This is a genomic window from Mucilaginibacter jinjuensis (genome assembly GCF_028596025.1).
Taxonomy (GTDB): Bacteria; Bacteroidota; Bacteroidia; order Sphingobacteriales; family Sphingobacteriaceae; genus Mucilaginibacter; species Mucilaginibacter jinjuensis.
In genome coordinates this window covers 892,561-913,187 of record NZ_CP117167.1, presented here as the reverse complement: position 1 = coordinate 913,187, position 20,627 = coordinate 892,561, and the positions used below count along the sequence as shown (strand labels likewise).

Annotated in this window: 21 protein-coding genes; 12 read left to right on the top strand and 9 right to left on the bottom strand. The window is 40.4% G+C overall.

All coding sequences use genetic code 11. From position 1 onward, the window contains the following. Positions 1 to 177: 177 nt before the first annotated feature. The 3 genes from PQO05_RS04205 to PQO05_RS04195 all read right to left on the bottom strand — a co-directional run bounded on the left by PQO05_RS04205 (position 178) and on the right by PQO05_RS04195 (position 1,959). Positions 178 to 696: a GNAT family N-acetyltransferase gene (locus PQO05_RS04205; RefSeq protein WP_273631408.1), complete on the bottom strand. Its 519-nt coding sequence runs from the start codon at positions 694 to 696 to the stop codon at positions 178 to 180. Positions 697 to 805: 109 nt separating this feature from the next. Next, positions 806 to 1,384, bottom strand: a complete 579-nt coding sequence (purN, locus tag PQO05_RS04200) for a phosphoribosylglycinamide formyltransferase (protein WP_273631407.1) — start codon at positions 1,382 to 1,384, stop codon at positions 806 to 808. A gap of 77 nt (positions 1,385 to 1,461) precedes the next feature. After that, positions 1,462 to 1,959: a hypothetical protein gene (locus PQO05_RS04195; protein ID WP_273631406.1), complete on the bottom strand. Its 498-nt coding sequence runs from the start codon at positions 1,957 to 1,959 to the stop codon at positions 1,462 to 1,464. 187 nt (positions 1,960 to 2,146) lie between these two features. Between PQO05_RS04195 and PQO05_RS04190 the strand changes: the two genes are divergently transcribed. Both PQO05_RS04190 and yiaK read left to right on the top strand, forming a co-directional pair. Next, on the top strand, positions 2,147 to 3,187 hold the full coding sequence (locus PQO05_RS04190; RefSeq protein WP_273631405.1) for an NAD(P)-dependent alcohol dehydrogenase: 1,041 nt from the start codon (positions 2,147 to 2,149) through the stop codon (positions 3,185 to 3,187). A gap of 174 nt (positions 3,188 to 3,361) precedes the next feature. Continuing rightward, positions 3,362 to 4,351 carry a 3-dehydro-L-gulonate 2-dehydrogenase gene (gene yiaK, locus PQO05_RS04185; RefSeq protein ID WP_273631404.1) on the top strand — a complete coding sequence of 330 codons (990 nt, stop codon included), beginning with the start codon at positions 3,362 to 3,364 and terminating at the stop codon, positions 4,349 to 4,351. Between the two features lie 149 nt (positions 4,352 to 4,500). Here the strand turns inward: yiaK and PQO05_RS04180 are convergent, their stop codons facing one another. Then, positions 4,501 to 5,244, bottom strand: a complete 744-nt coding sequence (locus PQO05_RS04180) for an RluA family pseudouridine synthase (RefSeq protein ID WP_273631403.1) — start codon at positions 5,242 to 5,244, stop codon at positions 4,501 to 4,503. Positions 5,245 to 5,519: 275 nt separating this feature from the next. Then, positions 5,520 to 6,335: a 3-methyl-2-oxobutanoate hydroxymethyltransferase gene (gene panB / locus PQO05_RS04175; RefSeq protein ID WP_273631402.1), complete on the bottom strand. Its 816-nt coding sequence runs from the start codon at positions 6,333 to 6,335 to the stop codon at positions 5,520 to 5,522. Positions 6,336 to 6,534: 199 nt separating this feature from the next. Between panB and carA the strand changes: the two genes are divergently transcribed. The 8 genes from carA (at position 6,535) to PQO05_RS04135 (ending at position 12,830) form a co-directional block, all read left to right on the top strand. Beyond that, positions 6,535 to 7,635: a glutamine-hydrolyzing carbamoyl-phosphate synthase small subunit gene (gene carA / locus PQO05_RS04170; protein WP_273631401.1), complete on the top strand. Its 1,101-nt coding sequence runs from the start codon at positions 6,535 to 6,537 to the stop codon at positions 7,633 to 7,635. 192 nt (positions 7,636 to 7,827) lie between these two features. Next, positions 7,828 to 8,775: a hypothetical protein gene (locus PQO05_RS04165; protein WP_273631400.1), complete on the top strand. Its 948-nt coding sequence runs from the start codon at positions 7,828 to 7,830 to the stop codon at positions 8,773 to 8,775. Then, positions 8,772 to 9,896, top strand: a complete 1,125-nt coding sequence (locus tag PQO05_RS04160) for a PAAR-like protein (protein ID WP_273631399.1) — start codon at positions 8,772 to 8,774, stop codon at positions 9,894 to 9,896. Before PQO05_RS04165 ends, PQO05_RS04160 begins: the two co-directional genes overlap by 4 nt. A 4-nt stretch (positions 9,897 to 9,900) precedes the next feature. Continuing rightward, positions 9,901 to 10,473 carry a DUF8188 family protein gene (locus PQO05_RS04155; RefSeq protein ID WP_273631398.1) on the top strand — a complete coding sequence of 191 codons (573 nt, stop codon included), beginning with the start codon at positions 9,901 to 9,903 and terminating at the stop codon, positions 10,471 to 10,473. A 23-nt stretch (positions 10,474 to 10,496) separates the two neighbouring features. After that, positions 10,497 to 11,075 carry a DUF8188 family protein gene (locus tag PQO05_RS04150; protein WP_273631395.1) on the top strand — a complete coding sequence of 193 codons (579 nt, stop codon included), beginning with the start codon at positions 10,497 to 10,499 and terminating at the stop codon, positions 11,073 to 11,075. Then, a complete protein-coding gene (locus tag PQO05_RS04145; protein ID WP_273631394.1) occupies positions 11,072 to 11,656 on the top strand; it encodes a DUF8188 family protein in 585 nt (194 codons plus the stop codon). The genes PQO05_RS04150 and PQO05_RS04145 overlap by 4 nt, the downstream gene beginning before the upstream one ends. Beyond that, entirely contained in the window at positions 11,653 to 12,225 is a 573-nt protein-coding gene (locus PQO05_RS04140) for a DUF8188 family protein (protein WP_273631393.1), read from the top strand. Before PQO05_RS04145 ends, PQO05_RS04140 begins: the two co-directional genes overlap by 4 nt. Beyond that, positions 12,222 to 12,830 carry a DUF8188 family protein gene (locus tag PQO05_RS04135; RefSeq protein ID WP_273631392.1) on the top strand — a complete coding sequence of 203 codons (609 nt, stop codon included), beginning with the start codon at positions 12,222 to 12,224 and terminating at the stop codon, positions 12,828 to 12,830. Before PQO05_RS04140 ends, PQO05_RS04135 begins: the two co-directional genes overlap by 4 nt. Positions 12,831 to 12,864: 34 nt before the next feature. Here the strand turns inward: PQO05_RS04135 and PQO05_RS04130 are convergent, their stop codons facing one another. Both PQO05_RS04130 and PQO05_RS04125 read right to left on the bottom strand, forming a co-directional pair. Continuing rightward, positions 12,865 to 13,182 (bottom strand): hypothetical protein, encoded by a 318-nt coding sequence (locus PQO05_RS04130; protein ID WP_273631391.1) that lies wholly within the window; start codon positions 13,180 to 13,182, stop codon positions 12,865 to 12,867. A gap of 92 nt (positions 13,183 to 13,274) precedes the next feature. Further along, positions 13,275 to 13,580, bottom strand: a complete 306-nt coding sequence (locus PQO05_RS04125; RefSeq protein ID WP_273631390.1) for a hypothetical protein — start codon at positions 13,578 to 13,580, stop codon at positions 13,275 to 13,277. A gap of 102 nt (positions 13,581 to 13,682) precedes the next feature. On the opposite strand from PQO05_RS04125, the gene PQO05_RS04120 reads away from it, so the two are divergent. Continuing rightward, positions 13,683 to 14,021, top strand: coding sequence for a hypothetical protein (locus PQO05_RS04120; RefSeq protein WP_273631388.1), 339 nt, complete (start codon positions 13,683 to 13,685; stop codon positions 14,019 to 14,021). A 34-nt stretch (positions 14,022 to 14,055) separates the two neighbouring features. Here PQO05_RS04120 and PQO05_RS04115 read toward each other — a convergent pair whose 3' ends face one another. Beyond that, positions 14,056 to 15,675, bottom strand: a complete 1,620-nt coding sequence (locus PQO05_RS04115) for an amidase (RefSeq protein ID WP_273631387.1) — start codon at positions 15,673 to 15,675, stop codon at positions 14,056 to 14,058. A 986-nt stretch (positions 15,676 to 16,661) separates the two neighbouring features. On the opposite strand from PQO05_RS04115, the gene PQO05_RS04110 reads away from it, so the two are divergent. Continuing rightward, the gene (locus tag PQO05_RS04110; RefSeq protein ID WP_273631386.1) at positions 16,662 to 19,034 is read left to right on the top strand and encodes an ATP-binding protein; all 2,373 of its coding nucleotides are present in this window, start codon (positions 16,662 to 16,664) and stop codon (positions 19,032 to 19,034) included. 46 nt (positions 19,035 to 19,080) lie between these two features. Here the strand turns inward: PQO05_RS04110 and PQO05_RS04105 are convergent, their stop codons facing one another. Further along, positions 19,081 to 20,499: a TlpA family protein disulfide reductase gene (locus PQO05_RS04105; RefSeq protein ID WP_273631385.1), complete on the bottom strand. Its 1,419-nt coding sequence runs from the start codon at positions 20,497 to 20,499 to the stop codon at positions 19,081 to 19,083. Between the last annotated feature and the right edge of the window lie 128 nt (positions 20,500 to 20,627).

The following is a 20,627-nucleotide window of genomic DNA, read 5'->3' as shown; positions in this document are numbered from 1 at the left end:
GAGGGAGTGAATTTTGAGTTGCGAGTGATTTAACTACGTTACAAAAAAGCGCGTCATTGCGAGGAACGAAGCAATCGCGAACTTTACAAAACCGCCTTGCAAGTCGGGGATTGCTTCGTATCTCGCAATGACGTTCTGGTAGTTTACTCACTCATTCACAACTCACTCCCTCACTAACTATCTTCTCCCTTCCAGCCAAAAATGTGGCACGCCATCGTAATCAAAAGTCTCCAGGCAAGTAAAACCAGCTTTCTCCAGTACTTTACGCGAACCTACATTCCCAACATCTGTAATGGCATAAAGTACGGGTTGGTTCAATTCATTAAAGCCATAATCACGGCAGGCAATAGCCGATTCTGTAGCATATCCTTTACCCCAGTATTTTTTAATTAACCGGTAGCCGAGATCATAAAAATGAGTGTGGTTATTTACGGTATCGCGGATGAGTTTCAAGCCTGTCCAACCGATAAAATTACCGCTTGTTTTCTCTACCATAGCCCAGCGGCCAATACCATTGGTTATATATTGCTCGCGGATAAATGCGATTACATCCCTTGCTTCTTCAATATTTTTAATGGGAGATCTGCCTAAATATTCATGAACTTCAGGGTCTGAGTCGAGTTCGAAAATGCCTGCATCATCAGACGGTAACAACTCACGAATTATGAGACGGTCGGTTTCTATGAATATTTGCATAAAATAGAAGATGTTTATCAAATCCCTTTCCAAGAGGGATTCAATAGATAATAGCCACAGGTGGAGTTCAACTCCTTTGTCTTTCTGTCCTTTATCCCAAAGTCCAATATCAGCTCTTTATCTTAGTCAGCAACCCTTCTATTACTCTTGGGTAGTTATGATGCTCTAATTGCTGGCCTTTAAACTTTACGATCTCTAAAGTATCGGTGGGTTCTATCTTAAATTTAAACTGGTGGATCACCTCGCCTTCATCGAAATGCTCGTTTACAAAGTGGATCGTAATACCCGATTCTTCTTCGTGGTTATCCAATATGGCCTGGTGTACTTTATCGCCATACATACCCTTGCCGCCATATTTAGGCAACAACGATGGGTGGATATTGATAATGCGATTAGGGAAAGCTTTCAGCAATGATTGCGGTACCAGCCATAAAAAGCCTGCCAGCACAATCAGGTCAACCTCTAAATTCTTGAGGAGTTTAACTACACTGTCGGTATCAAAAAACTCGTGGCGTGTAAAGGCATGCGACGGGATCTCGAAGTTATCGGCCCGTTGTAACACGTAAGCTTGTGGGTTATTACTTAGTATCAGTACCACTTCGGCAACTGTACTGCGTTTAAAATGCTCCAAAATTTTTTGTGCATTTGAGCCCGATCCTGAAGCAAAAATGGCGATTCTCTTTTTCAAATTATCCCCTTTAATTTGTTAATGACTCAAATATAAAATTTTGAACCATAGTTTAAAGCCTAAGCCAATATTATGAGTTAATCCTGATGAATAAAACTCCACCTTTTGATCACCCTTTTAGTTGTAGATGTAAAATAGGCGTTAATATCGCCCGTTTGTAATACGAGCGAATAACCACCGAGGTTAATGATCTGCGAATTTTTAAAAGGCATATCAATAGTATCGCGCCGGCCAACATTGGTAGTATCATGGCATACCATGTTTGATTGCAGGGTTAACTTATCATCACTAAACTGCCATTGCCCTTTTGAGGTGGTATCCCTGCAAATAAAATTATCATACGAGCAGCTTTGATCCCCATTAAATGTAAATTTCTGCTTAAGCGTACAGGTAGTATTCAATGTATCAGTCTCTATTAACGACGAGCCTATATAGGTATACACCTGTATCGAGGCCAGCGTCCATGGCGAAACTGTAAGGTAATGGTTAAGCGAACTTTGGTCGTCCTTTTTGCACGAATTAACGCCCAATATCACCAACCCGGCAAGCACAAAAACAATTAAACTTTTCTTCATGAGTATCAGCGTGCAAAAATAACAAATCCCCGCTTAGTTAACGGCGGCTACGGGTTGTTATTTTGTTAAGTATTAAAAGCTCATTAACAGCGCTTAAAACCGCAGCTTTTAATTATGTTTTTAATATTACAAAAGTTTACAAAAACGAGCCTTATTTTTACGATAAACTAACACACATCTCATCAATATGATTGCAGCAAAAGCTTATGCAGCTCCAAAAGCGCATGCACATTTAGAACCCTTTAATTTCGAACGCCGTGAAGTAGGTCCTAAAGACGTACAAATCGAAATTGCCTATTGTGGCGTTTGCCACTCAGACATTCACCAGGTACGTGACGAATGGGGAAGCGGTATTTTCCCAATGGTACCTGGGCACGAAATTGTTGGCCGCATTACCAAAATTGGCAGCGAAGTAACCAAATTTAAAGTTGGCGACCTGGCTGGTATCGGTTGTTTTGTTGACTCGTGCCGCCATTGCCCTAACTGCCTGGCAGGCAATGAGCAGTATTGCGACTTAGGCATGATTGCTACTTACAATGGCCGCGATAAAGAAGGCACCCCAACTTACGGTGGCTACTCGAACCAAATTGTAACCGACGAGCAGTACACGCTAAGAATTTCAGAAAAACTGGATTTGGCGGCTGTTGCTCCTTTATTATGCGCAGGTATAACTACCTACTCGCCTATTATGCACTGGAAAATTGGCAAAGGCCATAAAGTTGGTGTTTTAGGTTTAGGCGGTTTAGGCCACATGGCTGTTAAACTGGCTGTATCAAAAGGCGCAGAAGTAACGGTATTAAGTACTTCGCCAAACAAAAAGGCAGATGCTGAAAAACTGGGTGCCCATCACTTTGTAGTAACCAGCGACGAAGCACAGGTTGCCGAAGCAGCAAACTCACTGGATTTTATCATCAACACTATCTCTGCACAACACGAGTACAACTTCTATTTACAGATGTTAAAGGTTGATGGTACCATGATTTTATTAGGTGTGCCACCAGAATCACCTACCCTGGCTGCGTTCCCATTAATTGGCCGTCGCAGAAGCATTGCCGGTTCAATGATTGGCGGTATTGCCGAAACCCAGGAAATGTTGGATTACTGCGCCGAGCATAACATTGTTTCTGACATCGAAATTATCCCGATTGATTACATCGACACTGCCTACGAACGCATGATTAAAGGCGACGTACGCTACCGTTTTGTAATTGATATGGCGACTATTTAATTTCGGATATCGGATTTTCGATTTCGGATTTAACTTGCACGTCATTGCGAGGTACGCAGCAACCCCGACCTATAGAGCGTCTCTGTATAGTTAGTGATTGCTTCGTTCCTCGCAATGACGTACTTTTTTGGTATCACTCACTCATTCACTCCCTCACTCATTCACAACTAAACAATGCGCATCCCTTTCCAACAAATGCAAGCCGAGTTTAACCGCATACTTTTAAAGTTAAACTTTACTCCTGCCAAAGCCGAAGCTATAGCCACCATTTTTGCCGAAAACAGTCGCGATGGGGTTTATACGCACGGGTTAAACCGTTTCCCGGTATTTGTAAAATTTGTGAAAGAAGGCCATGTAAAACCAGATGCTGAACCAACAGCCGAAACCGGCATAGGTTTAGTAGAACGCTGGAATGGCAATTACGGACCAGGCATGCTCAACGCCCGTTTCTGCATGGATAGGGCCATACAACTGGCACAACAACACGGCATAGGTTGCGTGGCTATTAAAGATACCAACCACTGGATGCGCGGCGGCACTTACGGCTGGCAAGCTGCCGAGGCTGGGTGCATAGGTATATGCTTTACCAATACCATTGCCAACCTGCCACCCTGGGGAGGTATTGACCCGCGCCTGGGCAACAATCCTATTATTATAGCTGTGCCCCGCAAAGGTGGCGATGTAGTACTGGACATGGCAGTTTCGCAATACTCATTTGGCAAATTGCAGCAATACCGTTCATCCGGCGAGGAATTACCACTGCCTGGTGGTTATGATAAAGCAGGAAATCTGTCTGTAAATGCAGCTGAAATTATCGAAACGCAACGTTTACTGCCCGTAGGATTTTGGAAGGGCTCGGGATTATCTTTAATGCTCGACCTGTTGGTTACTATTTTAAGCGGAGGTAACTCAACCGCCAAAGTTTCGGAAAATAAAGCTGAAAGCGGTGTATCGCAGGTATTTATCTGCATTAAACCCAATGATGATACTTTAACCGATAACCTGATTGAGCAAATTATAACTTATACCAAATCAAGCAGTTTAATTGATGCTGAAAACCCAATCCGCTTCCCTGGCGAAGGCACTTTAAAAACCCGTGAGCGAAATATGAAAAACGGGATCCCTGTTGATGAGGTGATTTGGAACAAGGTATTGGGATTGTAAATTGATTTCGGATTTTCTCCCTGAACGTCATTGCGAGGTACGAAGCAATCGCAAACTTTACAGAGCGGCTCTGTATGTAGGGGATTGCTTCGTACCTCGCAATGACGTACTTTTTTTAAAGTCTCGATTCTTTACTCTCTTAAAAGATTCTATTCTTCCCCCCTTATCACAGAATCATCATCACTATCATTCACCAAATGCGCAAACTTCTCCCAGAAACCATCTTTAGGTAACGGGGCTTTAATATCGATAGGTTCGTTTTTTACAGGGTGGATAAATTGCAGGCGACGCGCATGCAGACAAATACTCTTGCGCAGACTGCCGCGTGGATAACCATATTTATTATCCCCCACAATTGGGCTGTTTAATGATGCCAGTTGCACCCTAATCTGATGCGGGCGACCAGTGATCGGGTTTACTTGTATCAGGTAATAACCGTTCAGCTCGCCAACCATGCGGTAATGCAGTTCGGACCGCAAGCTGCCTTTTACTTCATGTCCATGTGCGGTGGTTACATTTTTCTTGGGGTTTTTAACCAGCCAGTGTACCAAATTACCATAAGGCGGGTTTGGGCGATTACGCACTACGGCATAATAGATCTTGCGCATTTGGCGGGTTTTAAACAACTCGTTCATGCGCTCTAATGCTTTGCTGGTTTTAGCGAAAAGGATCACACCACTTACCGGTCTATCTAACCTGTGCACCACACCCAGAAAAGCACCATTAGGCTTATTATATTTTTTGGCGATATACTTTTTAACCTTTTCATCCAGCGGTTCATCGCCGGTATCATCAACCTGTACAATATCGCCTGCGCGTTTGTTAACGGCAATCAGGTGGTTATCCTCGTACAGGATGTCGTTATCAGTTATATCGAAAGAGACGTTTGCCATAATTTTTTAGTCCGGAAGACGGGAAGTCCGAGGTCCGGAAGTATAACACTTATCGTGTGTTGTTTTGTTTTAAAATTCCCGTCATCCCGTCCCGACTATTGTTGGGATCGGGAACCCACGGGACAGGTAGCAAACGTTTATTGTTCGCAGACTTAGCGTGTGGGGTGCCGAAACAAGTTCAGCATGACGTTCTTATATTTATTCTTTTGTCCTTTGTCTTATATCTTTCAGTCCTTCTTCCGGACTTTCGGTCTTCCATACTTCCGGACTCTCTTCTAATACTGTTCCTTCTCGTTCGGGAAATCTTCAGCCTTAACGTCGCTCACGTAGCCTTTAATCGCCTCATTCATTACATCGTATAAACTGGCATACTGGCGAAGAAAGCGTGGGCGGAAACCTTTGTTCAAACCCAGCATATCATGGATCACCAATACCTGGCCCGAACAATGCTGACCGGCTCCGATACCTATAGTAGGTATTTGCAGGCTTTCGGTTACTTCTTTGGCTAAGGCAGCAGGGATTTTCTCCAGCACTACACCAAAGCAACCCAACTCCTGTAATTTCAAAGCGTCTTCTTTAAGTTTTTGGGCTTCGGCTTCTTCTTTAGCCCTTACAGTATAGGTGCCAAATTTATAGATAGACTGCGGCGTTAAACCCAGGTGCCCCATTACCGGGATACCTGCAGTAAGGATGCGGCTTACTGATTCGGCAATCTCAACACCACCTTCTATTTTAACAGCATGCGCACCCGCTTCTTTCATAATACGGATGGCCGAGTTCAGTGCTTCTTTAGAATTGCCCTGGTACGAACCAAAAGGCAAATCCACCACCACCAATGAGCGGCTTGCGCCACGTACTACAGATGAGGCATGATAGATCATCTGATCCAGCGTAATAGGTAAAGTAGTTTCATGACCGGCCATTACATTCGATGCCGAATCGCCAACCAGTATTACATCCATCCCTGCATCGTCAACAATCTTAGCCATCGAGTAATCGTAGGCGGTAAGCATGGCAATTTTCTCGCCACGGTTTTTCATCTCCTGCAGGGTATTAGTGGTAACGCGTTTGATCTCTTTATTTACAGACATGGCACTTATTTTTTAGATGCGAAGCAAAGGTAGAAACTACTTTTATAAATTATTTAAATTTTACTTAACATACAGATTTAAAAATCGTATTTTTGCAGCGTGAATCCAGAGGTCAACCACTTCATGTTTTCTACCCTGTTTCGAGGAGCTATTTCTTACGCTAAGCACCTCAGTATTAATCATTCAACTTTTTTTAATAATGACCAACTACACCAAGTTACCGGCTGTATTATTACTGGCTGACGGTACCGTTTTTCATGGTAAAGCTGCCGGGAAGATAGGCACCACCACCGGAGAGATCTGTTTTAACACAGGAATGACCGGTTACCAGGAGATTTTTACCGACCCTTCTTACTTCGGGCAAATTATGGTTACCACTAATGCCCACATCGGCAATTATGGTATTACGCACGAAGAAGTAGAGTCTGAAAAAATTCAGATTGCTGGTCTGGTTTGTAAGAACTACAACATTGCTTACAGCCGCAAACAGGCCGACGAATCTATCCAGGATTATTTTCAGGAGCAAAACCTGGTAAGTATTTCTGATATTGATACCCGTGAGCTGGTTCGCTACATCCGCGAAAAAGGAGCTATGAATGCCATCATCTCTTCAGAGATTTTGGATCTGGATGAGCTGAAAGAAAAACTGGCTGCCGTACCTTCAATGGACGGACTGGAACTTTCGTCACAAGTATCAACTACCGAAACTTATACCGTTGGCGATGCTGATGCACCTTATCGTGTTGCGGTTTTAGATTTAGGCGTGAAGAAAAACATCCTGCGTAACTTCTCTAAACGTAACGTTTTTGCCAAGGTATACCCGGCCAAAACTACATTTAAAGAAATGGAAGCCGATTTTGAGCCAAACGGTTACTTTATCTCAAACGGCCCCGGCGATCCATCGGCAATGCCTTACGCTGTTGACACTGTAAAAGATATTTTAGCATCAGAAAAACCAATGTTCGGCATTTGCTTAGGCCACCAATTACTGGCTTTGGCTAATGATATCCCGACTAAAAAGATGTTTAACGGCCACCGCGGATTAAACCACCCGGTTAAAAACATCATCAAAAACCATTGCGAGGTTACTTCGCAAAACCACGGTTTTGGTGTAGTGCCAGAAGCAGTTCGCGCATCAGAAAAGGTAGAAATTACCCACGTTAACTTAAACGACCAATCGATAGAAGGTATCCGTGTAAAAGGCAAAAACGCCTTCTCGGTACAATACCACCCTGAATCATCTCCAGGCCCGCACGATAGCAGGTACCTGTTTGATGATTTTATCGAAATGATGAAATAATTAAAGACACACTTTATACTAAAAAGCGATCAGGATTACCTGGTCGCTTTTTTTGTGCGAAAATTTCCCAGTAGATCCCCCTCTCGTTATCTTTCTCAAAAATTAATCGATTTTTCATTTAAAGAAATAAACATTCTGACAGATAGTTCGTTAGTCAATTACTAACAACCAATTCATAATCATAATACCCCTATGAACAGATTCACTTTTTTTGAGGATCAGGAAATTACTACTGAACCTAAACCGGCCATCATTTCACAGCCTGTAACTACTACCAATATGCCGGTACCAACCGAACAATTTCGCTACCGCTGCGAGCAAACCGTAGTGGTTAAACAAACCGGCGTGGTAAAAACACATGCCGAAACCAAACGAGAGTTTCTGGTAAGCAAGATCTATTCTGAGCCACACAACGGTTTTATATACGATGTAAATATTGTTGATAACATCATATCATTTTATCCATCATCTATGCAGGATATGATGAACCTGATGTGCAGCATTGATAACGTTAAGTGCAATGCGCTGATACAGCCAAATGCCGATACCGGCAAAATAAAATCCATTTTAAACCAGGATAAAATAGTAGAAAACTGGCAGACGTTGAAAAGTGAACTACAGGAAAAATATGCTTTCGTGCGCGATAAGAAAACGAAAAGTGAGATAGAACAATTTATGGAGGCACTCGATCATCAGTTTAAAAACCAGCAATCGCTGATCATCGACCTGGACACTAAAATGTTTTTCGACTTGTTTTTTGATAAGTACCTGGTAGGTAAGGACGATTTTGCCACACCTTATGTTTTGAATTTTAATTCGCAGCTGTTTAACGATGTGCCATTGCATATTAGCATGCAACCCATGATAACCGGCGAAAGTGCAGATAGCGTAGCAGTTACCAAACTAAGTAAAATAGAGAAAAGCGCCGACCTGATGCATGCCATTGAAGCCCGGTACAACCAGCGCATTAAACCAACCGTTGGATACAAGTTTTCGGCGTATGATTTCACCTACCGGGTAACTGCGAATATAGATACCCGGCAAAACATGATTAACGAAGCCGCCATCTCCATTCTCGAAGAAATTAAAAACAATGTGCAGTTGCTAACCAACTACACCCTTAAACGCGTAGACTTATGAGCCAGTCATATATACCGCATGGCACCAAGGTAATTTGCACCAACATGACTAATAATAGTCCGCAAACACTGGTAGCTCATCGCGGTAAAAAAACAGTAGAACACCCTAAAGGCATTTTACTTACCAAAGAAGACCTTAAAATAAGCGACACCTTTGTTTGTAAAAACACCTCGAAATTTTGGGGTGGCTTAACCACCATGTGCGCGGGTATAGCCATTGGCGCCCTGGCCGTACTGGTTGTAGCAGCCGCCACCGCTGCCGAAGTTGCCTCGGGCGGCCTTGCCACCCCGGTTATTATAGCACTGGTAGGTTTTGGGGCAGCATCTGCCGCAACAGTGGGTTCGGCACTTACGTTGGCTGTTAAAAGCCATGATTGCGATTACACCCTGGAGTCTGAATGGCTGCATTTTCATACCAAGGTACATTTTGATGAAGCTAACGCCATATTGCATAACTCCTTGCTAAAATGTAACAAGGGCGGCATGGTTTCCATTTTTCTGGATGATACCGTTGCACAGGAAGCTGCGGCCGACATATCAAAAAACAACAGCGAAGAAGTGAGCGAACACGAGAGCTCGCAATTTTTTGAAGGCCTTATTACCGGTGTAACCAGCTTAACCGGTGTTGGTGTATGTATAGGCCTTACATTTTCGGTATGGGATTACACAGGCGATGAAAACGAAATGGAAAAAGGCCAGGGAGAGTATGCCGAAAAACGCTATGAAGACGAAGAAAAGAGGCAAGAGCTTGAAAGTGAAAGCCTAGGCGAATCTGAGTTAAAACGCTCTGAAAAGTTTGGCTACCGGGAAGTACCTGCCGGCCCTGCGGCCGATATGGGTATGGCATTAAAAAATGAAGGAAAAGAAGGTGCAGAAAATTATTTCAAAGAAGCCTCTTTTAAATGGGAAAAAAGTGACGAGTTTTTTGGCAAAGGCTGGAAAGGTTCACTTACTGGGCTGGGCATTGGCTTTGCGGGCGCTGTTGCCAGTACATGGATAGATAACCGATCTAATAAGCAGGAAACTCATTCATTCAATGAAGTTATAAGAGAAGCACTTTCTGCAACAGATAAGGACAATAAAAGCAATTCAGGTATAAATGTATCTGCTGATCATTCTTAAAATTATGAAAAAACAAATTTGGATTGGTTTCGGTGTATTGGCGGGTATGATACTTGCTAAAATACTTTATCCTATAGTAGGAAATCTCACAGCAAATATGAGCGCCAATAAGGTTAGTACGACGCAAGTACAAGAATATATAAACCAGTCAAAACCTATACAATTAAAATACGATTCTTATAAATCTGGATATTCATCTTACGATAACTTAATGTACACTAAAGATGTAATGCGATCCTATTACACTTTCTATGACACCACTTATAAAAAATATTTCGCTATTCAAATGTTTGATACTTATGCCTTAGATGGCTTATTAGATGATTTGAAAAATAGTCCTTTAACATGCTTTGTAAATGAACAACAACTAAATAACCCTATTTATGGCGGCCTTAAAAATCCCGTACCAATTTTAAGGTTTGACGTTGAAATAAAAGATTCGTGGAAAAGCACTGATGTAAATGCTATAAGAGATTATAAAAAATTCACCTTAAATTACCAAAGTGCCGTTTCAAATAACCTAACCTATTTCACGCCCAAAGAAGAGTTTCGAAAGATGTTCTCTGAGCAAAAATGAGCAGACAATGGACCATCGGAATAATGGCTATCATAGGCATGGCTCTTGGCAAAATGTTATGGCCTATGCTGGGGGAATATATGCAGAAAAAAAGCATTAATGTGGTTGAAATGTCAGACGTAAAGAAATACTCTGACAACTCGAAGCCTATTGAACTTATGTTTAACAAATACAATTATAAACAAACATATTATAAAGGTAATTTATTCTATAGCGGTGACGGTGGCACATTTGCCCCATATAAGATTTGTAGTAACTATGTATTTTATGATACAGTATACAGGAATTTTTTTGCAATTCAGATGTTTAATTTCATAGGAGTATCATCATTTGACGAACTTTTAGAAATTGCAAATCATGTTAAAATTAGTTGCATAGTTAACAATTGGGAATTAGGAAACCCCAATTATGGTACAGCAGATAATCCCATTCCAATTTTCAAATGCATCGTACCCGATAATAATTCATGGAATGATTATGCGCAATCACGTGCAGATATTATAAAAAGAAACAATGAGCATTATCAAAAATCTATCTTTTATCATCTAACTTACTTCACGCCCAAAGAAGAGTTTCAAAAGATGTTCCCTGAGCAAAAATGAAAAAACAATATTGGATAACATTAGGTGTAGCAGCAGGTATGATTATTGGTCGCATTTTAGCTCCATATATTAATTCCTTTATAGGGAACCAAGTAAAAAAAGCCTCGAGTAATATTGTAACTGAAAACCACATAAATACCTTTATCAATGATTCTGTAGAAATAACCTTAACATTTGCCAGTTATAGTTTTAGAGAGGTTAGATTTAGTCACTTTTTAACAGACGACATCGCAAGTCATAACTACATATTCTACGATCCAGAGGACAAAAAATATATGTCAATCCAAATGACAACCATTTTTGGGCCTCTACGCTCAACTTTAGATATTGCAAAAAACGCCTTAATACAATGCACGGTTAACAAGAAACAACTCTCTGATCCCTATTATGGTACAAAAGAAAATCCCGTCTTAGTTTTTAAATGTATTATCCCTCCTAATAGCAAATGGGATCAATACGATAAACGAGATGCAGAACGAGTGATCCAGTATAATGATGACTATAAAAAGTCCATATTTAACTACTTGACCTATTTCACTCCCAAAGAAGAATTTCAAAAGATGTTCCCAGATCAAAAATGAGTAAACAATATTGGATTGGTTTCTGTGTATTGGCGGGTATGATACTTGCTAAAATACTTTATCCTATAATAGGAAATCTCACAGCAAATATGAGCGCCAATAAGGTTAGTACGACGCAAGTACAAGAATATATAAATCAGTCAAAACCTATACAATTAAAATACGATTCTTATAAATCCGGATATTCAACATATAGTAACGTTATGCATACCAAGCATCTGATGCGCTCATATTATGCATTTTATGACCCCTCACATAAAAAATACTATTCCATTCAAATGTTTGACACCTATGCTTTAGACGGACTTTTAGATGATCTTAAAAATTCCCTCTTCACATGCTTCATAAATGAGCAACAATTAGGTAACCCAGACTATGGTTCGGCCCAAAACCCAATACCTATTTTACGATGTGATATAAACATAAAAGATGCTTGGAAAAGCACTGATGTAAATGCTATAAGAGATTACAAAAAGTTTAAATCAGAGTACAAAAATGCTGTTTTTGATAATTTAACCTATTTCACTCCCAAAGAAGAGTTTCAAAAGATGTTCCCTGAGCAAAAATGAGCAGACAATGGACAATAGGAATAATGGCTGCCTTGGGGATGATCTTGGGTAAGCTACTACTGCCTGTTTTGGGCAATTATATTGAGAACCATAGTATTAATAAAGTAACTAACTCCCAATTAAAAGAATATATTGAAAACTCGTCGGAGCTAAATTTTCCTTTTAAAAGCTATCAACACAGCGAGAGTTATTACAAAGAAAACTTCATGTATAAGGGAGCTCCATTTGCGCCGTATAAAATTTGCAACAATTACACCTTTTATGATTCGGGTTACAAAAAATATTTTGCAATAAAAATGTTCAACTATACTGACTTTACCTCATTTAAAGACATTTTAGATATTGCCAAAAATGACACCATAAAATGCATGGTAAATAAACAAGAATTACAAAATAGTAATTACGGCACAAGCCTTAATCCTGTACCCGTATTTACGTGTGTTATTCCATACAGTAACTCATGGAAAGAAAGCGATAAAATAAATGCATTAAATATAAAAAGCTTTAACCACCATTACCAGGAATCTGTATTATATCACCTAACCTATTTCACTCCCAAAGAAGAGTTTCAAAAAATGTTCCCGGATCAAAAAACGAGCAAATAGAAACAGGGGTAGTTATTACACTACCCCTTTAATATTAAGCAACAGCTTTAGTACCGGTTTTCTTTTTCTTAAACAGATCTAAAGGATTTGGCGGTGCGGGTGGCGGAGGCGGCCCGGCCGGAGCTTTCTTCGCTGTTGTATCTGCTGGCTTGGGTTTCGTGACCGTTGTATCAGCTTTTTTCTTTTTCTTAAAAGGATTGATCTTATTAAAAACCTCTACAGGCGAGGGTGGCGGCTGAGGAGGTGGCGGCGGGGTTTGCCCATGCGCGCCCACAGTAACAGCTACGGTAACAGGGAGAATTAACAGATACTTCGCCCAAGCCTTTTTCTTCAGGTTGTTTTTAGTATTCATAAAAGATGTTTTAGTATGCGATACTTACAATATTAAAATAAATATCTTTTTTTTTTAAAAGCCCCTCAGATTGAGAGGCTTCTTTTATGCCATTACTGCACCGGCGGTTTTGGCGGTGGTGGCGGTGGTAATTTCTTAGTTACATGCAAAGGATCGGGCGGCGGGGGCGGCACCGATGATTTAGAGCTACTTTTTTTAGTAGACTTCTTTTTAGAAGAACTCTTTTGTTTGCTGCTCTTAAACGGATTGATACTATTTAATACCTCGCCCGGTGGCGGTGGTGCAGGTGGCGGCGGAGGCGGAACCTGAGCGGAGACCACTGCAAATACAAGCATTAACGGAGCAACGAGTAAATATCTCAACCGTGTTTTCTGCTGTTGATTATTGATAGCGTTCATGTTAATTTGATTAATAAACGGGGTATCAAAAGATGAACATCTCAGGGGGAATATTGTTGAGATAAATAAGATCATAGAATAAGAAGTTGTTTATTTTTAAATATGGATTTGAGCAAAAAAGATAAAAAAGCCGCTCGTGAAATTATTGCAAAAGGTATGCATGCTGAATTTCAACGTGGCATGCAACATTTTGATATCATTATGCAAAAATGGCGAGAGTCAAAAGATGAAGATCAAATACATTACGCCGAACTTTATGGCGAAGTAAGGCAATTCGACAAACGTATTGCCTTTAGATATGATAGACTTAGCGGTTCCATATATCTTGACACTATAATTATTCAGATAATTGAAAAATTGATCGACTTATCAGATCTAAACTTATTATCTACAGAAACTCAAGAATATATTATTCAAAGTCTTAAAAACAGAACTCTTTAAAACATCCACATCAATTACACAAATAATATCTCTATTATCCCACTAATGGCGCTTTAAACTCCGGTGCAATCCGTTTTTTACTGGCTTGTTCATAGGCATAAGCCATTTTTAATAACGGGCCTTCGTTGTATGCAGTGCTAAAAAATGAGATTCCAATCGGCAGTCCGCAGTAACTGCCCATGGGCAATGTAATGTGCGGATAACCCGCCATTGCAGCCGGTGATGAAAATGAAAATCCATTACCAGAATCGCCGTTTACCAGATCGATACAGATAGCAAAACCATTAGTTGGCCCTATAATGGCATCCAACTGGTTATCCTGGATTATCTTATCGATGATGGTACGCGATTGGCCGTTTGATTTTTTCAGTGCTTCAAGGTATTCCGGCGTATTGAGGTCGCCCTTGGTTTGGGCAAGTTCCAGCTCGTCTTGTTTAAAGTAAGGCATGGCTTTCGCCTCGTTCTCTTTATTGTAGGCAATCACATCTTCAAGCGTTTTCATTTTAGAATTTGCCTTACTGAGGTATTGGTTAACACCGTCTTTAAACTCGTATAGTAACACGGTATACGAGGCATTGCCTATCACTTTAAGTTCTTTATATAATTCGATCTCAATAATGGTAGCCCCTTTACTACGTAAGGTTACTATAGCTTCTTTCAGCAAAGCAACCATAGCCGGGTTACCTTGCAAGGCCGATTTTTCAACCCCAAGCCGTTTACCCTTTAAGCCATCGGCATCTAAAAAGGTGGTATAATCTTTTTCTATTTTGCCTTTGCTTGGTAAGGTATAACTATCCTGCTCATCAACACCGGCAAGTGCGCCTAATAATATGGCAGCATCTTTTACCGTGCGTGCCATTGGCCCGGCAGTGTCCTGCGTTTTTGAAATGGGGATAATACCACTCCTGCTCAATAAACCAACTGTTGGCTTAATACCCACTAACCCATTAACAGAAGATGGCGATACCACAGATCCATTAGTTTCTGTCCCTATGCCTACCACGCACAGACTGGCCGCAACCGCCGCCCCTGTACCCGCACTTGATCCGCTTGGGTTACGGTCAAGAATATATGGGTTCTTAGTTTGCCCACCCCTGCTGCTCCACCCGCTGGTAGAGCGCGACGAACGGAAATTAGCCCATTCGCTCAAATTGGTTTTACCTAATATTACCGCACCCGCAGCGCGCAGCTGTTTAATAATAAAAGCGTCTTCTTTGGCAAAGTTATCGCCCAGGGCTAAAGCGCCTGCGGTAGTATGCATTTTATCACCGGTGTTAATATTATCCTTTATTAAAACCGGGATGCCATGCATGGGGCCGCGCAGCTTACCGGCGGCACGTTCTTTATCCATGGCATCGGCAATGCTTAGGGCATCTTTATTAAGTTCGATAACGGCATTTAAGTGTGGCCCGGCTTTATCGATGTCGGCAATACGCTTTAAATAAAGTTCTGTAATGGCACGGGAGCTTAGCTGTTTGGTTTGCATTTTATGCTGCAAGTCGGCAATGGTAGCTTCGCTCAGTTCAAATGTATCGTTAATGTTGTTGTTATCGCCGAAGTGATGTTTCGGCGTACCTGCATAAGATAAACTTGTTAATGAACTGATGGCTAAACCGGCTAAGGAGCCTTTTTTCAGAAAACTTCTTCTTTGCATATTACTTAGGGATAAATATTTACTTAAGTAACAAAATTTTAAGCACTTACCGAAGCTGGAGATTCTAACAATTTTGTTGTGAACAAAAAGAGGGCTGCCTTATTGGGCAACCCTCTTGTATTTTATTACCTGCGGTAATAACAGCTTACGCTTTTGCTTTTGGAGCAAAAAACACTGGTGCTAAGATAGCAGCTATTAATACTGCAACGCCTAATACTACTGACATGATGATTTTGATTTAAATTAAACTATTAACGCTAAACTCTTTTAGAAGACAATCTTTACTCTCCATATAAATACTGTAATTCAACAGGTTACACATCAAATAAGATCATATTCTTATGCACATGCCGGCACTATAAACATGCCATAAAACATCCGGGGGATTTGGAAGGGTTCAGAAGTTAAAAATCCAATTTTTTGAAATTATTAAATCCGTAGAAGAACTTCAAAAAAACTGCAATCATCAAATAATCAGTTAGATTTTAGATTAACATGCGTTAAAAGCACTCATTATTGGGAAAAATTTGTCCATTATCAGAAAAAATTGAAACAATGGGGTGAAAACATCCTGCCATAAAGCTCTTTTCACCCAAAAGTAAAAAATTAGAAAACCAGTACATTTATTATAATATATCACACATTAGTATGCATGCATATTAAACGGCTTTTTATTTCGTTTATCAGTTTTTAAGCGTGTAAAATATGGCGTTAAGTTTTTGTAAAATATTTTACGCCAATTTGTCACCATACTGACAACAAACAACATTCATGACAAAAAGACTTGAAAAAATCTGCCAAAAGGCTGCAAATAGCTTCCCCAAAAGCGCATTTTTAGTCAAGAACCATTAAACAGCACTATGCCAACTTATAAACTTTAAAACTATATAGAATAAGAATGCCATTTCATCAAAAAAATTATTTAACAAGTTGACACTTATTATTATGCAATTCAGTTTCCTAATAATTAAGTTTGTACAGACCCAATGAACATCGCTAAGCTTATCTATACCGCATTATTATTAATGTATTGCAGTTTTGCCTATGGCCTTACTCCGATTAGCTCTGCCAACCCCTCTGCCGTTAACGGTATACTGGATCTGCGCGGTCAAACTTTTAGCAATCAGCTTCCACTTAATGGTCAATGGAAATTCTACTGGCACCAATTACTTAGTCCGCAGGATTCTGTTGTTAAAAATGGCACCATCGTAAACTTTCCATTTAAATGGGATGGCAAGGTGCTTAATGGTAAAGCATTGCCTGCCTTTGGTTATGCTACTTACCGGCTTACGGTACTGCTCCCTAAACGTACCGAGATTCTACGCATTGCCATGCCCGATACCTATTGCGCTTACAAACTCTTTTTTAATGGCAAGCAGGTAGCAGAAAACGGACAGGTGAGCACCAGTGCAGATGGTTTTACCGCTTACTGGCAGTACCGGGCAGTTGATATAGCACCCGAAACAGATACCTTAAAAATAAACCTGCAGATTGCCAACTTTGTACATAGCCAGGCCGGCATTAAGAAACCGTTGACTATAGGTACTAAAACCCTGGTAGAACTCGACAGGCGGCGTGCCGAAGCCATAGATTTGATGCTTACCGGCTGTTTGGTAATGGGCGGTATCTTCTTTATGGGCCTTTACCTACGTGGCAACCGGGATAAAGCTATCCTGCTCTTCTCTTTATATTCGATTGTATACGCCTACCGCATTATCGGTTCTGATAACTATGTACTGCACACTTTGCTGCCCAACATTAACTGGTATATAACAACCCGGCTGGAGTATACGAGTTTATTTATAGGCATTTGTTTGTTTGGCCTTTACACCCGGTATTTATATCCTAAAGATGTTAACATTAAACTACTGTACACCTTAAGCGGTATTTGTTTCGCGTTTGCTGCGGCTGCAATATGCTTGCCCCCTATTTATTTCACACAGCTAATCAACCCGTTTTTAGTGGTGATGCTTTTCTGCCTCGTGTATGTACCCGGTGTATACATGGTGGCTTATAAAAGGAAAAGGCCGGGCGCTACCTATGCAGTATTAAGCGCTTTTGCTTTGATGATTGTGTTTGCCATATCCTTGTTCCACTACTGGGGTTTTATACCACAATTACAGTTCATTAGTTTTTTGTGTTATATCAGTTTCTTCTTTTTACAATCGCTGGTATTATCGCACCGGGTTTCATTTGTACTTAAAAAGGCACGCGAGCAAGCCGAACAGGGCCTTAAAGCCAAAAGCGAATTTTTGAGCACAATGAGTCACGAGATTCGCACGCCATTGAACTCGGTTATCGGAATGAGCCATTTGCTGTTAAAAAACAATCCCCGGCCCGACCAGATTGAGCAGATTGATGTGATGCTGTTTTCGGCTAATAACCTGCTGGCCATTGTGAATGATATTTTAGATTATAATAAGATCGAGGCAGGCAAAATTGTGTTCGAGCACATCGAGATGGATATTGCCGCCATTATCCGCAATATTGTAAGCGGCTTGCAAACACCGGCTCAGGATAAAGGCATCGACCTGAAACTAAACCTGGACCGTGACCTACAGAATAAAGTACTGGGCGACCCAACCCGCCTGTTTCAGGTAATTTCAAACCTGGCGCATAATGCTATTAAGTTTACGCCCAAAGGTTTTGTAGAAATTGGTGTAGAAGTGCAGGGACAGACCGATAAAATGATCACCCTGCTTATCCGGGTTACGGATAGCGGCATCGGTATATCGCCCGAAAAAATCAAGATCATTTTCGACCGTTTTACCCAGGCCGATTCATCAACATCGAGAGGCTTTGGGGGTACCGGCTTGGGACTGGCTATTTGTAAAAAGATCCTTCAGTTACAACATACATCATTACAGGTAAGCAGCAAACCCGGCAAAGGCTCCACCTTCTATTTCATTCAGAGTTTTGAAAAAAGCATCAAAACTGTAGAACAACAACAACACGAAGACAATTTGCCAAAGCAGGAAGACAAGCCATTTACCGGTGTATCTATTTTACTGGTTGAAGATAACCCCATTAACGTGCTTGTTGCGCAAAAATTCTTAGAACGCTGGGGAGCACGTGCTGATGTGGCCCAAAACGGTGTTGAAGCTTTAGAAAAACTGGATACCGCCAAACACCAGCTTATTTTAATGGATTTACACATGCCCATAATGGATGGTTACGAAGCCACCCGCAAGATGCGTTTAAATGGTGTTACCCTACCCATAATTGCCCTCACAGCCAACCTGCTCAATGAAATTGAAGACCAGGTAAAGCTGGCCGGCATTACCGACATGATAGCCAAACCTTTTTTACCTGATGAATTATTTAGAAAGGTGTTGCACTATGTGCATAAAAACGCTTAGTTTTAATTGAGGATGCCCACGCCGGCAGGCAGTTGGAGGATAGCATTTACTTACTGGCCAACCGGGCTAATAATCCATAAATATTAGCATCAGATGGCCGGATGGCATCAATATTTATAAACTCTCCATCTTTACCAATAATGATATATCTTGGTATACTAATGAGGTTAAGCTTTTTTGATAAAGCATCTTTACCGGCATCCATTAATATAAAACTATTAGGCCCGCCAAGGTTCTTTTCGTTATCCATTCTGTACCAACTACCAAAATCCTTATCTATAGAGATATAAACCATTTGTATTTTACTATCAGTTTTTAAACGGTTACGAAGTTTTACCGAAAACGGCATTTCTTCTAAACAAGGGTGGCACCAGCTTGCCCAAAAATCGATATAGATTATTTGCCCTTTATATTTCCGTATCAAATCATCAAATGCTATTTGCGTTTTATCACTACTCATTAACATAGCCGTTCCTTTACTCAATGATTGCTTTGCAGATTTTAATGAGTAGTTATCAGCCACATTTTTTCTGTAAATAGGATTTGTACATAACTCATTATAAAGCGACATCAAATCGGATATATTTTTTGCATTGCTATCAAGCTGATCAGAAATATAGGCCGACAATAAAAAGTCTTTAGTACTCTCTTTTGTATTTCCGGCAATCGCTTTCAGATGTTCTGCCGGGGAAAGATCCTGGTACAAAAGATCAAAAACTTTTTTAGCGGCAGAGTTATACAAGGGTATATTTGAACAGTTTAAACAATCAAACTCTTCAGACCACTTTTTCACAGAATCTCTATAAAAAGCGTCCAGTTTTATTTTGTTAGCAGGCGATGTCGACGATACAAAAGACAGCTTAAATCTATAACGCATGCCCATAAAATTGTATAGGTAGAGCTTGCTTACAGAAGGATCAACATGCTTTTCAAGGCTATATTTATTTATATATCTAATAATTGGTACCGACATACTATCTATTAAATAGTCACGTCTTTTTAGTGAGATATTCTTTCCTTCAAGCGCTAAAATATTTTTCAAATTCAATGTATAAAAAGGCTTAACCGGTGTGCCGGCCATCAAATCATCCGCTATTCTCAGTTCATTGGTTCTCTTTAGATTATTTTGACAACTCAACTGCAAAACACCTTTTACATTATTTAGTATAATGGTATCATTGTCCTGTAGCAGGTAATACTTGCCTTCATTGGTACCCGAGCCGCCAGACTTATTCTCCATATATACATTATAAACTGCCGCATCGCGAGTTTGTAATGGAATGGACTGGATGTTGTTGTTTGGTTCAATAGTATATGGAAAAGATCCTTCCCCGAGAATGGTTACTTTGTTTATATAAACATTACGATTAGACTGATTAACAAAATGAATACTTTGCGAAAATGAAACACTTTGTAAGAAAGCAATCAGGAAAAGGCTGCCCCAAAATTTAAAATACTTCTTCATGCGATAGGTTTGGTTAATATTTACCAAGCTAATAATAATTAATGCATTAACAACAGAGGAAAATGCAGCAGCATTTTACATTAATAAGGCCAAGCCATATAAAGAGCTCAACGCACCAGAGAATAATT